This is a genomic window from Catenulispora sp. EB89, from assembly GCF_041261445.1.
In the GTDB taxonomy this organism is placed as follows: Bacteria; Actinomycetota; Actinomycetes; order Streptomycetales; family Catenulisporaceae; genus Catenulispora.
The window spans coordinates 62,154-75,850 of the sequence record NZ_JBGCCU010000037.1 but is presented as its reverse complement, the minus strand read 5'-3'; the positions used below and the strand labels follow the sequence as shown (position 1 = coordinate 75,850).

At 64.2% G+C, this 13,697-nt stretch carries 12 protein-coding genes and 1 pseudogene; 6 read left to right on the top strand and 7 right to left on the bottom strand.

Translation table 11 applies throughout. From position 1 onward, the window contains the following. Window positions 1–15: 15 nt before the first annotated feature. From ABH920_RS45595 to ABH920_RS45585, 3 genes are read left to right on the top strand one after another with little or no spacing between them, the layout of a single operon-like run. The gene (locus tag ABH920_RS45595) at window positions 16–585 is read left to right on the top strand and encodes a hypothetical protein (RefSeq protein WP_370355605.1); all 570 of its coding nucleotides are present in this window, start codon (window positions 16–18) and stop codon (window positions 583–585) included. A 29-nt stretch (window positions 586–614) separates the two neighbouring features. Beyond that, entirely contained in the window at window positions 615–2,144 is a 1,530-nt protein-coding gene (locus tag ABH920_RS45590; RefSeq protein ID WP_370355604.1) for a hypothetical protein, read from the top strand. Continuing rightward, window positions 2,141–4,783, top strand: a complete 2,643-nt coding sequence (locus ABH920_RS45585) for a hypothetical protein (protein ID WP_370355603.1) — start codon at window positions 2,141–2,143, stop codon at window positions 4,781–4,783. Before ABH920_RS45590 ends, ABH920_RS45585 begins: the two co-directional genes overlap by 4 nt. Before the next feature lie 235 nt (window positions 4,784–5,018). On the opposite strand, the gene ABH920_RS45580 is transcribed toward ABH920_RS45585, so the two are convergent. From ABH920_RS45580 to ABH920_RS45550, 7 genes and pseudogenes are all read right to left on the bottom strand, one after another. Further along, window positions 5,019–5,981, bottom strand: coding sequence for a hypothetical protein (locus ABH920_RS45580; protein WP_370355602.1), 963 nt, complete (start codon window positions 5,979–5,981; stop codon window positions 5,019–5,021). 16 nt (window positions 5,982–5,997) lie between these two features. Further along, the gene (locus ABH920_RS45575; RefSeq protein ID WP_370355601.1) at window positions 5,998–6,363 is read right to left on the bottom strand and encodes a hypothetical protein; all 366 of its coding nucleotides are present in this window, start codon (window positions 6,361–6,363) and stop codon (window positions 5,998–6,000) included. Next, window positions 6,360–7,331 (bottom strand): annotated as a pseudogene (locus ABH920_RS45570) (CBASS cGAMP-activated phospholipase). The gene ABH920_RS45575 and the pseudogene ABH920_RS45570 overlap by 4 nt, the downstream one beginning before the upstream one ends. An 810-nt stretch (window positions 7,332–8,141) precedes the next feature. Next, entirely contained in the window at window positions 8,142–9,134 is a 993-nt protein-coding gene (locus tag ABH920_RS45565) for a hypothetical protein (protein WP_370355600.1), read from the bottom strand. Beyond that, window positions 9,070–9,606, bottom strand: a complete 537-nt coding sequence (locus tag ABH920_RS45560) for an NUDIX domain-containing protein (protein WP_370355599.1) — start codon at window positions 9,604–9,606, stop codon at window positions 9,070–9,072. The genes ABH920_RS45565 and ABH920_RS45560 overlap by 65 nt, the downstream gene beginning before the upstream one ends. A gap of 19 nt (window positions 9,607–9,625) precedes the next feature. Continuing rightward, window positions 9,626–9,763: a hypothetical protein gene (locus ABH920_RS45555; protein ID WP_370355598.1), complete on the bottom strand. Its 138-nt coding sequence runs from the start codon at window positions 9,761–9,763 to the stop codon at window positions 9,626–9,628. 180 nt (window positions 9,764–9,943) lie between these two features. Then, window positions 9,944–10,141 carry a hypothetical protein gene (locus ABH920_RS45550; RefSeq protein WP_370355597.1) on the bottom strand — a complete coding sequence of 66 codons (198 nt, stop codon included), beginning with the start codon at window positions 10,139–10,141 and terminating at the stop codon, window positions 9,944–9,946. Between the two features lie 112 nt (window positions 10,142–10,253). On the opposite strand from ABH920_RS45550, the gene ABH920_RS45545 reads away from it, so the two are divergent. From ABH920_RS45545 to ABH920_RS45535, 3 genes are all read left to right on the top strand, one after another. After that, the gene (locus tag ABH920_RS45545; protein WP_370355596.1) at window positions 10,254–11,606 is read left to right on the top strand and encodes a tetratricopeptide repeat protein; all 1,353 of its coding nucleotides are present in this window, start codon (window positions 10,254–10,256) and stop codon (window positions 11,604–11,606) included. Window positions 11,607–11,619: 13 nt separating this feature from the next. Next, window positions 11,620–12,111: an NUDIX domain-containing protein gene (locus ABH920_RS45540; RefSeq protein WP_370355595.1), complete on the top strand. Its 492-nt coding sequence runs from the start codon at window positions 11,620–11,622 to the stop codon at window positions 12,109–12,111. A 361-nt stretch (window positions 12,112–12,472) separates the two neighbouring features. Next, window positions 12,473–13,390 carry an HNH endonuclease gene (locus tag ABH920_RS45535; RefSeq protein WP_370355593.1) on the top strand — a complete coding sequence of 306 codons (918 nt, stop codon included), beginning with the start codon at window positions 12,473–12,475 and terminating at the stop codon, window positions 13,388–13,390. Window positions 13,391–13,697: the final 307 nt, after the last annotated feature.

Here is a 13,697-nt window from a genome sequence, read left to right as displayed (position 1 = left end):
GTCAGGGGAGGACAGATGGACGGCGACGACGAGTTCGAGGACGACAGGCCAGGCGCTGACGAGCTATGGGCTTACTGGGATCGGCTGTATTCCAACCTGCGTCGAACCGGGGATCGCATCCGCGCGCTCAGCGCGTCTCTGACGACGTGGTATGGGACGTCGTCGAGTATTGCCCGTGATTCGGAGTGGATTGTGTTGTCGTTCGCAGACCTGGCGGCAACGGCCTCTCGAGGGCAGTTCGAGGATCTGCTCCAGCGTAGCATTGAGCTGCACCATCGGGGAACCGACATCATGAACCCCGATCACTGTCCCAAGCCCATCCCCTCGCCGTTCGTTCGGCGGATGCCTGAGGATCAGGCTGACGTGGAGGCGAAGCGCCTCCAGCGGCAGTACCGCCATGTGGACGCCTACCGTGAACATATTCTCCAGTGCCTTGAACATTACGTTCTTGCCTGGACCGCGATGCTCGACGGTTGTCAGATCGCGGACTGGGAGATGATCGACGACGAGTTCCCGAAGCTAGCCGCTCTCGCGAGTCAGGTTGATCGTGCCTACACGATCTGGGCACGAATCACTGAAGCGTAGAGCGACCCATGTGAATCGAGGACATGGCAATGGCGGGGTACGTTCTTGGTCCGGTCTGGGCCGAACGTGGTTTGGATCCGCGGAAGGGGCGTTATCCGCTTCGGGTCGAAGGCCCTGTGCGCAGCGCGGTCGACCGGCTGCTGCCCGGCATGTCCACCCTGACTCGCTATGTCCGCTACTACGCGCTCTACGCAGCCTTCGCGGGCCATGCCGTCGATGCCGAACTCGCCCATGATGAGTGCCGCCGCTTCCTCAGGAGGAGCGAGGTGCTCCTCGCGGTCGCGTCCGACCTGCACGCCGCGTCAGGTCCCGGTCCCGCGCACGGCATCGATCCCATCCGGCTGGGCTGGAGGGCTGGGGAGGACCTGGATCTGAGGCGTGTCGCGGACGACGGGGGCTCTGGAGCGGTGTATTCACCACGGGTCTGGGGCTTCTGGTCAGACTACGGCGGTCCGAGTTCGGCACTGGGCGGCACGCGAGACGAGCATCGGATACCCCGACCGGGGCGATTTGACTGTCCACAGGAGGTCCGGGCCTGGTTTGAGCCGCTCTTCGTCGCAGCTAAGCAGGACGTGGTGCCTGCGGCTGTTCTCGACGGCCTGACGTCGGTCGGCCTGCCGAGTAGCGAGGCGCGCGAGGTTCCTTGGCTGCGCGGACTGTTCACTGCGACCGCCGAGGGACGTCATTTTCCGGAGGATTGGACTCCCGGCGATCGCCATAGGCGTTCCGCCTTCCGTGTGCTCGGACGTGCGGCCGTCCTCTATGGCCACGCCAGCGAGCTTTCGTGGGAGGAAGCGGTTCGCTCCACAGTGGCCTACGGCGACGGCTTGCGCTCAGATCCGGTTCTTAGCGGCATCGAGGAGGCGGCTGGCTGGGGCGGCATCTTGCTGCGCAACTATTCCGTTGGTGCTTGGCGTCGTCTGTGGGCGGGGATGGTCAACCAGATCGGAGCAGACCCCGAGCGCGAGGACGCCAGTGCGGACGAGTTGTGTGCATGGCTAGTTGATCAGATGCCTGACACGACTGTGCGCGATTTTCTGGGGGAGCTGCCCGCGACGATGATCGAAGGGTGTCCGGCGGAGGCTGAGCGGGAAGTACTGCGTGATGTCGACGAGCGTGATGCTCTGGTGAATGTGAAGCTCCTGATGATCGGGGCGAGACGCCATGGTGAACTGACCGGCGTGCTGCATAAGGCATTCATGGGGCCGAGCCGGGACTATCTCAATCCCGAGTGGGTTAGTGTGCAGCTTCAGGAGTTTCGCGCGAGCCGGATGTCGGACTTCGCCGCACGTCTCGTGAACGACATGCTTGACCAGGCCCGTAGGGTCGCTATCGCGAAGATGCGCTCCGATGACGAAGGCAGACTTGTCGTCTACTCGCGGTTGCACCAGCGAAACGGTCGCTACTACCGCACAGACGATGAAGGATGGGGTACGCCGGACACCCGTGTGGAACGTTTAGCGGACATGGCCGGTCAGCTCGGACTAATACACGTTGATGCCGAAGGCCGGGCCGTTGTGACCGAGATCGGCCAGGAGCTGCTGGAGGTCACGGGATGACCGCTGGCGCATGGAGTATGGCATCGCCGCTGACGCTGATCCGGCAGTGGTCGGATCGTGGCGATGAGGCGCCGCTACATGACCTGGTATTGCTCGGCTTCACCGTTGATCTGCCGTTCCTTGAGCGCGTTCTCATCTCCCGAGCCCGCGCGCTTGGCGCCCGGGTGACGGTTGTCGGCGACGTCGGCCACGGCCTCTACGAGGCCATCGACGTCAAACTCGCCGGCCGATCGTACTTCCACGGATTGGCGGCATGCTCCAGGGCATTCCATCCGAAGGTTGTTTTGCTACGGGGTGAGAACGACGTCGAGGCGGCGATCGGCTCCGGCAACCCGACGGCTGCAGGCTGGGGCTACAACGACGAGATCTGGACCGTCCTCGGTGGGACCAAGCAGCACGGCGTGCCGGAGGCGCTCCATCAGCTCGCCACATGGCTCGACGAGCTGCCGACTGTGGTTGACGTCAGTGACTACATCCGTGAAATTCTGCGCGAGAACAGTCGGCTACTCAAAGAGTTCCCCGTCGCGGACGATGACCACCGGACGACAGTCCTTCACAATTTAAGCCATAGTCTGTTGGGCCAGCTGCCCAGCGGGCCCGTTGATGAGCTGAATATGTACGCACCCTTCATTGACGGGACGGGTGCAGCCCTTGACGCGATCGCACGGCGCTTCGATCCAAGCCGTGTCGTCGTCGGCGTCCAGCCACGACGGAGCAGCTTCGACGGAGACCGGATCTGCGAGGCATTCGCGGGGCGGGAACTGGAAGTGCGCTTCTTGGAGGACGTCGGTTCGGCCCGGCACGGCAAGCTGTTGGAGTGGCGGATCGGTGATAGTTGGCACGCGCTCACTGGTAGCGCGAATCTAACTGTGAGCGCCCTACTCCGGTCCACCCGCGACGAAGGGAACTGCGAATTAGCCGTCTTGTCGTCGGGCCACGCTGAGAGCCTGATGCCCCGCAGCGATCGGTCAGCGGATCTGTCAGAACTGAACGGTCTGCGTACCGTCGGTGAACCGACCCCGTCCCGCGCTTCCGCAATCGTCCTTGGCGTGCTGGACACAAGTGCTGGTCTGGCTGTGACGCTGGCCCGAACATACACCGTCGACGTCGTGGTTGAAGCGTCGGCGGACGGCGCGCCGGGCGGATGGACAAGGCTCGGGACCATCCCGGCCGGACAGAGCGAAGGCAGCTTCCCGGTACTCGAGACATACGCCGTTGTACGCGTGGTCGCCACAACCGCTGATCCCGCGATCGCCGCGTCGCCGCCGGTATTCGTGATGCACCCGGCGAAGTGCGCGAGGCGGCGCGCGAATGACGACGACAGGCCGACGCTGCGACGCTTCCATGACGAGGACGAGTTCCTCATGGACGAGCAAGCCGCACGGCAGTTCCAAAACGATCTTGGCCAGCTCGCGAAAGCGGTGCGGAATCGCCGCGCGCTCGCAGCTTCGGTGCCGACCGAACATGCCGAAACGGCGAGCGCGGTGGAGTTGCTCGACCGCTGGCAGGCCTATCTTGACCAATGCGAACAGATGCTGGGCGCCGTCCTGACCTCTAAGCTCTTCGGACTGCCGTCGCTGTCGGGGCCCAGGCCCTTCGGCGGCTCGGCGTGGGGCTTGTCCGTCTCGGTGCCCATGCCGGAAGACAGCGCGGCCGAGGAAGACGCCGGGCTGCTCGCCGATGAAGGGGAGCTTGCCGACGACGACGACGAACTACCGCCACTTCCAGAGACGGCGCGTCACGGCTGGCGACGCTGGACGGAGCGGGCCGCGGACGTCGTTCAGGAAGGCGTGTTCGATCTTGCCGTCCGATTTTTGATCCTTCGAGTGGTGATCCAACTGCTGGGGCGGGGTGCGTGGGGACTGAACGACGACGGCTGGCGGGAGCCGCTGGCTGTTCTCACTGAAGCGCTCGCAGGCGGGACGGAGGCCGACGATGTTGAACAACTGCCGCATCAGGCCCGGCAGGTCGCGGCATTTGCCGTGGCCGTCGGTGTGGGCCTTCTGCGCCAGGGCACGTCCGCTGTTGCAGGAGGCCCTGCCGATGTGCACGCGAACGAAGTGTGGAGACGCGTCCGAGCCGTTGTCGCCACGGCTGATCCTAATGCGGAAACTGATCTGCTCATCTATCCGAGGACCGGACGGGCACGAACCCTTACCCGCGGTGCACTCGCCGATCTCATTGGCCGGGCAGCTGCGGACGACCCGCTGGCCGACCTGCAGGAAGCCCTGGCCGACCAAGGGCTGGATCTCGTAGTGGACGGCGATCTCTACCGGGTGGCCGGCGGGTTCCGGAATCCCGTCCCGGTCGCAGCGCGGGTGGTCACCGAGCTGGGAAGGCTAAACCAGGGAAACTTTGTCCATGTCCGCGCGACGAACGGGGACCGTTGGGCGTACTGCGCATGGCAGCGGCCAGAGCTTGTGCTGGCCGTCTCGAGACCGACGAATAGCTGGCGGCATTATCACCTAACCCAGGCTACTGCGACTCCAGAGTCGAGGTTCGCCGCTGAGGAGGGTTTGAGCAGTATCGGGCTGACTGGCATGTCGCGGCTTGGCCAGGTGCCGCCGCCCCAGGCTCTAGCGATGCTGACTGGCCACGGCATCGATCATATAGATCTGTTGCGGCGCCTGCTCGATTAGGCTCTTGACCAGGCTTTGATTGACGTCGACGAAGCGGACCGTCTGTACGCCACTGGGCTCTCGGCGGCACGCATCGCCGAGCGGATGGACGTCCACCCAGACACGATCCTCTACCGGCTCCAAAAGCGCGGTGTGACAAGGCGTGGCCCGCATGAGCGTCTGTGACTACGCCATGGCGAGACAGTCGCAACAGCTGATCGATGGCATGGTTGCCGTCGGAACGAGGCAGCTCAGCCTATTTGATCACGACTATCTGGCGATCCTTCGCCACACAGACGCTGTTCTTCACGACGTAGCACTCGACGTAGTGTTTTCCACTGTACTTAGTCGGCTCGTTGCGAGACCGCGAGCCGTCGTCCTTCTCGATCTTCCCGCGGAGGCAGTCAGCTGCCGCAGCCTCAGCACCCGTGTTCCGTACCTTCCAGTAGATCGTGAAGGGCGAAGGCACAGCGCACCTGACGATAGCGAACTTGATCTTCCGATTCCGCCCAACGACGTTCCCATGCTTTCGCAGGTCGAACACGCGAAAGCCGGGAACACCAAGAACAGTAGCTCCGATGCGTACCTCGTAGGTTGGTTCCAACCCCTCCGGGATACCCAGGTCCCTCTCAAGGAACTGCTCGGAGCCGGCAACCTCTGTCACTCGATCGCGTGCGGCCTTCACAAGCTCGGTCGCGCTAGAAGCGAAGTCGTCACCGAAGATGTCATGCCACTTGCGGATACTGCTCGTCCGGTCGGCGTCAGCGTAGGCATCGCTCGCCTTGTCGCTGTAGTACTTAACCTTGTTTCGGAAGTTTCTGTACTGGTCCTGGTCCCAGCGGTGGTTGAAGTTCTGCGTCGGACAACTTGGGTCCGTCAGGTTGGACATCGTCGGGTTGGCCTGGAGGTACTCGTTCAGGTCGGCCAGGATGTTCACGAAGGCTGTCGGAAGGTCGGCGTAGTGCTTGGGGTCGCTGAGTAGCAGAGCGTCGTTTACTCGTCCACCGAGCAGGATCGTCAAGATGACCGACTTAGCGGAGAATGTGTTCTTGTGGTCCCGGAGGTACTTGAACAGCCGGATGACCTTGATCAAGCCGCCGCTGGTTATCCGATTCTGCTCGTCAAGCCACTCGTTGAAGCCCTCCGGGTTGGTGAGCTCGAAGACGTTATCGTCGCGGTTGGTGATGTAGTACTCGTCATGTCGCTGCAGGTATGGCACGACGTCGATGTGGAACTCATTGGCGTAATCGACCTTGACGCAGCGGGCGTGCCCTACTCACCATGTAGCGGTATTTTCCGCTCCGCCGGAACGCCTTGTAGAGCTCTTCGACGTAGTCCTCGGCGCTCCAGTCGGCGTTCTCTTCGAGTTCGAGCAACGCATCAGCGTCGAACTCGTCGTTCGTGTCCACCGGGTTGATTATGGTGCGGTGCGCATACGACCCCTGCGGAATCACACCAAGGAAGCGTGACGCCTTGGCGTCTTCGCTAGCCTTCAGGAAGTTAGTGACCGCCACCACACGTTCGTCGAGTAACTCAAGTCGAGCGTCGGTGAGGTTCACCTTCACCTTTAGGAAAGCGTCGAAGTGGCTGGTCAGCTTCATCGCGCTGATTCTCCCGCTGCGGTAGTCGGGTCGTTAAGTGTGTGGGCTGGCACGAACGGCGCAGCCTTATCGGTGAGCAGTTTGCGCATATCGGGCATCGCCTTGCGGGCTTCCGATGCGCCCAACCCCTTGAGTGACTCGATGTCTTTGACCGAGTCCAGCTTGAAGCGCTTGTTCGGCACGGCCGGGGAGATTCGGATGACGTTGGAGTGACCTGCCAGCAGCTGTGCGGTACCCAGCGAGGCGGACGATTGGCCGGCCATGAACACGGTGGCCACCTTGAGCGCCCAGTAGTTGAGTCCAAGTCGCTTGGTCTTGCTCGGCTTCGCACGGAGTGGTTCGGTGGTGCAGCCCAGGCTCAGGACCTTGAGCTCGTCACGTGGCCACTCAAGGACTCCGAGGGCCTCGACTATCGCAGGCCCCACAGGGTTGTTCGCCCACATCCCGCCGTCGACGAGCGGGATCCCGTTCGCCGCACGGAAGGTCGGGAAGTAGGTTGGCGCCGCGGCTGTGGCCAGCGCGGCCTCGACGGCCTCCAGCTTGTAGTCCTTCTCCAAGCGCGGATGATGCGACGTCTTGTAGACGTGGACCTCGCCGGTCTCCAAGTTGAGCGACGGCACCATTAGGCGCGTCCGGCTCTCACCGAGACGACGGTTGCCGAAGACCTCCCGAAGGGCAGACTCCTAGGGTTCGCGCTGGTACTTCGCACGGCCGAGCTGGAGTAGCCCGTTGATCCGCCGGTTGCCCGAGAAGATCTTGGGGCCGTGCGTCTCGTAGAAGGCCAAAATTTCCTGGGCTGACAGGCCGAGGCCGAGGCCGATCGCGATGATGCCGCCCGTCGAGGTACCAACGATCAGGTCGAAATAGTCGCCGATCGGAGCTTCGACCGACTCCTCGACGCCCGCCAGGAAGGCGGCAGGGAAGACGCCCTTGATACCACCGCCGTCGATTGAAAGAATCTTTCTCATCCGCCGCACACCTCCCAGCGACCGGCGCCGCATTGGCTAGTATTGAATATAAAGCATTTACTCGCATTAGCAACTAACCGACAAGGCGTCTAGGCCAGATCTGTCCAGCGCAAGGTATAGCGCCTTGATGCGCCGCTCCGCAGGGTTGAAGTAGGTTAGCACTCGAGAAGCATGAGTGCCAATCAGCGCGAGCAGGGGTATCGTTTGAGTATTGAGGTTTTTGCGCCGCCGAGGGATACTTGCTTGATTGGCTTGCAAATCGCGATGCGTGTCACGCATCGCGATAGCAATCGGAAACTTGCGGCCAATACTCAAGTCAGCCTTACCTGAAAAGGGAAACTTTATTGTTGTGCTCGTCGGAGCTTGAAAGATTGTGGGCTGCCCTGTCAGATGCCGACTGAGCTATCCCCGGCTGCGGTCGCAGTGTGTTGCCGGGCTGTGTCCGATGGCGCGGCCCGTCGGCGGCGAGAGCGCTGCATCTGGTGAGCATTGCTGCGGATCGTTGAGGCGGGTTTCTCGCGAGGCCCTGTCATGCTCGGCCGCACGGTGGCCGCAAGGCGAAAACCATCTAACTGTACGTCAGTTAGATGCTTCGTCGCAGCTCACTGCATTGCCATATAAAGTATTTTCCATGTCCCGCCGGCTCCACTTGTTTTCTTGCGGATGGCGTGGATCCGGCGGGAATTGAACCCGCGTCCACGCAGAGTCCGTGAGTTGGTTGCTTTGCGAATGCGGCACCGTCTTTTGAGGCGGTGCCGCATTTTTTTGTTCCCGGGCGGTGTTGACGGTTCGCGGCAACGAACGGCCTCCCTACGCCACCTGGGCGTAGTTCTCGGACCGGAACAGCGCTACGAACTCGCCGGGGCCGTAACGTTTGTCGAGCCACCGCTCCAGCGGGGCGAGGTCGCCGGTCAGAGTGGCGCGGACGATGCGGCCGTGAAGCTCGTCGGCGGCCGGACCGCCGATCTCCGCTAGGAACGCGGCATAGGGGACTGTCACGAGTCTGCTGTAGCCGTTCATGGCCGTGAGCCACGAGTCGCCGGTCTCAGGGGCGCTCGGCCCGTTGCCAGTGGCGTCGAGGAATGCGAGACGGTCGGGGCCGTCGGCGGGGCACTCGATCCTGGCGGTGCGTGCCGTCTCGCGGACGACGGCGGTCGCCTCTCGGTCGAACGCGCCTTCCATGACGATGCCGAGATTGCGGGTGGAGGCCGAGCCTTCCGGGTCGCGGGCCGAGTAGGTCTGGCCGGACTCGCGGCGGTAGTTGATCCCGTGGCGGTGCCGGTGGATGCCGGAGGCACCGAGCCAGTAGGACCGGAAGGTCAGGTAGTGGTGGCAGTCGTGGACGTAGGCGCGCAGCAGGTCCAACCCGGCCACGCCGGGGGTGCTGGAGGACTCGCTGGTCAGGTCGCCGTAGCGGCTGATGACCGCCGCCGCCTGCACGTACCGGTAGCCGGGGGTCTGGGAGTCGTCCGGGGCGCGGTAGGGGAGCAGGCGGTGGTGGAACCCGCCCCATGTGGCGGTGGCCGAGGCGACCGCGACGAAGACCCGCTCGAATGGCAGCAGCTCGCTGGCCCCGAGGGCCGCGAATCGGTCGCGGGCCAGCTGGACGCCCTGGGTGAAAACGTCACGGTCGGCGAGGTTCGGCAGCAGTTCGGGCAGCGTGACGAACCTCAGGTGCGGGTACCGGCCGGCGAGCTTCAGCGTCCGAGACGGGTCGGTCCGGAAGCGGGTCAGCCGTTCAAGGATCTCCTGCTTCTGCGCCGTCGTGCCGGTTAGCTTCTCGTTGGGCGTGAGCACGGTCATCGTCGTCCCCCTGGAACCAGTCTCGGTTTTGTTCGATCAGTTCTCGGTGCGATGGCAGAAGCCCGTCCGGCAGCGCGTCGATCTCGAAGAACTGCGCGTCCAGGACTTCTTTCGGGTCCGGCCGGTAGGTGCCGCCGACGAACTCGGCGAGGAACGCGACCTCGGCGCGGCGCTTGAACCCGGTGACCAGCCGCACCGTTTCGGGATGCGCCTTGACCTCGTAGCCGGTTTCCTCGCGCGCCTCGCGGACCACCGTGGCGTGCCACTGCTCCCCGGACTCGGCGTAGCCGGTCACCAGCCCCCAGGGCCGCGACGGCTTCCACATCCGGCCCTTGATCAGCAGCACCCGTCCGGCGTCGTCGCGGACCAGCCCGGACACGCCGATGATGTACTTCTGATGGGCCAGCCAGAGGATGCGCCACTGCACGCCGCCCGCGTGCCGGCCGATGAACGTCCAGACCTTCTCTCTCATCCGGTCAGCCTCCCAGTCCTCAGCGGCTCGCCGCCGGAGAACCCGCCGGGCAGGCCGGGCCGCCCTCGTCCCGATGGAAGCCCTGGAGCGCGCAGGCGAGTACGAGCAGCGCGACGACGACGCCGATTACCTTCACGACGGCCGCATCGGCAGGCACACGTCAATTTTCTCCCCGATGCGTACTCGATCGGGTCCGCACGGTCGGCGAGGTAGACCTCGGTGATCCCGGCGGCGGTGTGGACGTCGACGACCCGGACCCACTCGGTTCCGGCGTAGACGAACATGCCGACCGCCACCGTCGTCGCCGTCAGTGTGTGTTGGGAGGTGGCCATGTCGTTCATGCTGGGAGCGCCATCAGCCAGGGGCACGTCTCCTCGTGCTCGGCCCGCTCGACCTCGGCTATGTCCGGGGAGGCGTATACGGGTGAGCGCCAGCCGCAGCGGCATTTGGCTACGAAACCGTTCGGGGTTCGGAAGGTCTGGACGCCCTCGACCTCGAGGGCGACAGCGTAGCCGGGGACTTGGGGGGTGGTCATCGGGGCCTCACGATCGCGTGATGTTGTGTCGCTTTCAGTGAACGGCCGGGTATCGCGAAGAACTATGGTTGGCAGTAAGCCAGAGCGTTTATTCGGTCTAACCAGGAGACGGATGCCGTCTACGCAAGCGCCCAACGACCGCTTGCGCGAAGCCATCGCCGCGAGCGGCCTGGGCTACGAGGCGGTGGCGCGCGCCGTCGTGCGCATCGCCGCCGAGAACGGCGACGTACTGAGGACCAACAAGTCAGCCGTGGCTCACTGGGTCGCCGGCGTTGAGCCGAGCGCGCGGACCGCCACCTACTTGGCCGAGGCGCTGTCCAGGCGTACTGGGCGACCGGTGACCCGGATCCAGCTCGGGCTTGCCGGCGGACAGGGGCTCGAACGGGTCGGCGCAGAGCCTGCCGTGGATGCCGTCGCGCTGGGTCGCGCGGACGTCGAGCGCCGGGAATGGCTTGCAGCGGCCGTCTATACCACCGCCGACGTGGCGATGCCGCTGCAGTACGACCATGAGCCCGTAGCTCGGTTGTTGCGTGCGCGCACCGGACAGGCGCGAGTCGGGGCCGAGGAGATCGCCGTGGTCCGACAGATCACCAAGGTGTTCGGCGCGGCCGACGAACAACTCGGGGGCGGTCACGGACTGTCCACGGTCGCCGCCTACCTCGCCGACACCGCCGCCCCGATGCTGTCGTGCCGATACGCCGACGGCAGGATTCGACGTGACGCCTTCAGCGCAGTCGCGGAGCTGGCATGGCTACTGGGGTGGAAGCACCACGACCTCGGTCAAGAAGGCGCAGCCCAGCGCTACTACCTTCTCGGCTTCCGACTTGCCGTCGAGGCCGATCCGCATGCGCACACCGCGTGGATGATGCGGGCCGTCGCGCACCAGGCGCTCAGCCTGAAACAGCCTCACCACTGCCTTGACCTCGTTGAGGGCGCGCTGGAACGGGCGCGTGGCTACGCCGATGGGGCGACCGAGGCACTGCTGCACATTACTCACGCCAGGGCGTACGCCGCCCTCAAGGAGAGGGCCCTGGCCGCGCGGGCGCTGCTGGCCGCCGAAGACGCCCTCAGCCGCGACGGCGAACCGCAGCCCGTCTATTCCGTGCTGATGGGCCCGGCTACGGGAACTGTGGACTCTCACACCGCCCGCACCCTTACCGAGATCGGTGACCACCGGGGCACCGAGGCGCGGCACAGGGCCGCCTTCACCTCCTGGGACCGCACAAAATACCCGCGCGTCCATTTGCTTACCTACGCCGACCTCGGGGACTGCCTGGCAGCCCAGGCGCGAGCCGATGAGGCTGTCGCAGCCTGGGGACAGGCGCTCGACTTGGCCGAAGGGATGGCGTCGGCGCGAGGTGTCTCGGCCCTGACCTCGATCCGGCCGACCTTGGTCGGCTATCGCCGTCGCGGTGTTCCTGGTGTGGCACTGCTGGAACGCCGGATTCGGGAAGCAGCTTTCTGAAAGGATCGATGTTGTGACCGACACTGCCCTGCCCCCAGCCATCGACTCCCATACGCTTCTGGTCGCCGCCGTCATCGTCCACGACCGCGCGGCTGGGAAGGTGCTACTCATCAAGCGCGGACCGCACGCCAAGTTTGCTCCTGGCCACTGGGACCTGCCCGTCGGGAAAGCCGACAAGGGCGAGGCCATCACCGCGACGGCCATTCGCGAGTTGGAGGAGGAGACCAGGCTCACCGTCGACCCGGCCGAGTTGAAGGTCGCCGGCATCATCCACGGCGCGTGGGGAGTGGAGGCTCCCAATGGGTTCCTCACCGTCGTGTTCGTTGCCGAGGATTGGATCGGCGAGCCGATCAACGCCGAGCCCAACAAGCACGCGCAGGTCGCATGGGTCGACGCCGCCCAGGTACCAAAGGAGTTCGTTTCAACCACGCGCGCCGCACTCATCAGCTACCTGGAGAGCGGCGCGGTTGTAACCACCGAAGGGTTCGAAACCCCTGTCGTGTAGGTCCGATCCGTGAGACCTGGACTGTCAACCTAGACCCTAGGCCGCGGCTGCACGAGCATGCGAGGCTGTTGTCGTTGCTGAGGAATGTAAGTCCAGGGACCAGGGCGAGACGGCTGACGTTGATGATCTTCAACGTGCACAGAACTATTGACCTGGGCTGATAATGGCGATCCTTGTACGAGCCCGCCTAGCCATGAAGCCATCTACTGGTGGCACGCTTGGGCTGGCAGTCATGCCGAACATAGTTTGCCAGCCTCGGGCTCTTTCAATCCAGGCGAGGCTGCGGCTGCGGATATGGATGCCTTTATCGGATGAGTGCGCGGCCTGGACATCGGACTGGCGAGCGTGGGAAGGTGCTGGCGTGGCGCGTGTCAGTGTTCGAAGCGAGGATTACGACCGGCGGTTTCGTGAGGCTGCGTTCGCGTGGCTGGCCGAGCGTGGGGATTCGCCGGTCGTCGCGCGGGAGGAGTTGGCGGAGTTCGTTTTCGAGGGTGAGCGGATTCCACTCGTCGATCCGAGCCGGGGCATCCGGCGGCCTGCGGTTTTACGCGGGGCGTTGTCCATCATGACCACATACTCCCCGAACGAAGCATCCGCGCCATATGAGGACTTGTTCGGGACGGATGGGTTCTTGCGTTACAAGTATCGCGGTACTGATGCAATGCAAGGGGACAACCGTGCCGTTCGGGAGGCTATGGCTTCACGGCTGCCGATGATCTGGCTCTATGGGGTGGCGACGAGCACCTATCTGGCGATCTTTCCGGTGTATGCCATTTCCGAGGAGCGCGGTCAGAACCAGTTCGTTGTGTCTGTCGATGTGCCGTCCGATCTGTCGGAGGCGTCGGCTGATTCAGTAATCGAGCGGAAATATCGGATTGTCCATACCAATCAGCGGGTTCATCAGCCGGTGTTTCGGGCGCGTGTGATGCGAGCCTACGAGCAGCGATGTGCAATGTGCTCGTTGCGGCACGTGAGGCTGCTCGACGCGGCCCATATTCGGCGGGACGCGCACCCACGGGGGATTGCGGCAGTGTCGAACGGTATGGCGTTGTGCAAGATCCATCATGCGGCGTACGACCAGAACATCCTGGGGATCCATCCGGATCTGGTAGTGCACGTCCGACCTGACATCCTGGAGGAGGTCGACGGGCCGATGCTGCTGCACGGGTTGCAAGAGATGGCCGGCGTTCAGCTGCAGGTGCCGCGCAGGCAGGTCGAGAAGCCGAGCCGCGACGCGGTCGAGGAGCGTTACGCGGAGTTCCTATGCGCCGCGCCGTGACACGGAAGCGGGTCACGACGCCATCGACGCTCTGCCTTTCTTGGCTGTCGGGCATATTGCGTGGTTGAGCATACGAAAGCTTGGCCGAGCTCGGCAGTTGCACCAAAGACCGCTGTAGCAGGTCGGCGCATGACCTGAGCTAGGATGCGCGAATTCCACGGATGGTTCGCACTCGCCGAATCGGCTGAGCAGACGGACACCGGATTCTTTGGGGCGAGATCTGCGGTGGCGTTGCGCGCGGCGGCCCGGTCCGTGCTGGTCGTCGGGCCCGACGGGCGGTGGGCCCGGCACGCCGCTGAGACACGGC

Excerpts from the sequence above, each read along its gene's own strand:
- ABH920_RS45550 (WP_370355597.1), bottom strand. The coding sequence starts at position 10,141 with ATGACCACCCCCCAAGTCCCCGGCTACGCTGTCGCCCTCGAGGTCGAG.
- ABH920_RS45545 (WP_370355596.1), top strand. The coding sequence starts at position 10,254 with ATGCCGTCTACGCAAGCGCCCAACGACCGCTTGCGCGAAGCCATCGCC.
- ABH920_RS45585 (WP_370355603.1), top strand. The coding sequence starts at position 2,141 with ATGACCGCTGGCGCATGGAGTATGGCATCGCCGCTGACGCTGATCCGG.
- ABH920_RS45560 (WP_370355599.1), bottom strand. The coding sequence starts at position 9,606 with ATGAGAGAGAAGGTCTGGACGTTCATCGGCCGGCACGCGGGCGGCGTG.
- ABH920_RS45565 (WP_370355600.1), bottom strand. The coding sequence starts at position 9,134 with ATGACCGTGCTCACGCCCAACGAGAAGCTAACCGGCACGACGGCGCAG.
- ABH920_RS45595 (WP_370355605.1), top strand. The coding sequence starts at position 16 with ATGGACGGCGACGACGAGTTCGAGGACGACAGGCCAGGCGCTGACGAG.
- ABH920_RS45590 (WP_370355604.1), top strand. The coding sequence starts at position 615 with ATGGCGGGGTACGTTCTTGGTCCGGTCTGGGCCGAACGTGGTTTGGAT.
- ABH920_RS45575 (WP_370355601.1), bottom strand. The coding sequence starts at position 6,363 with ATGAAGCTGACCAGCCACTTCGACGCTTTCCTAAAGGTGAAGGTGAAC.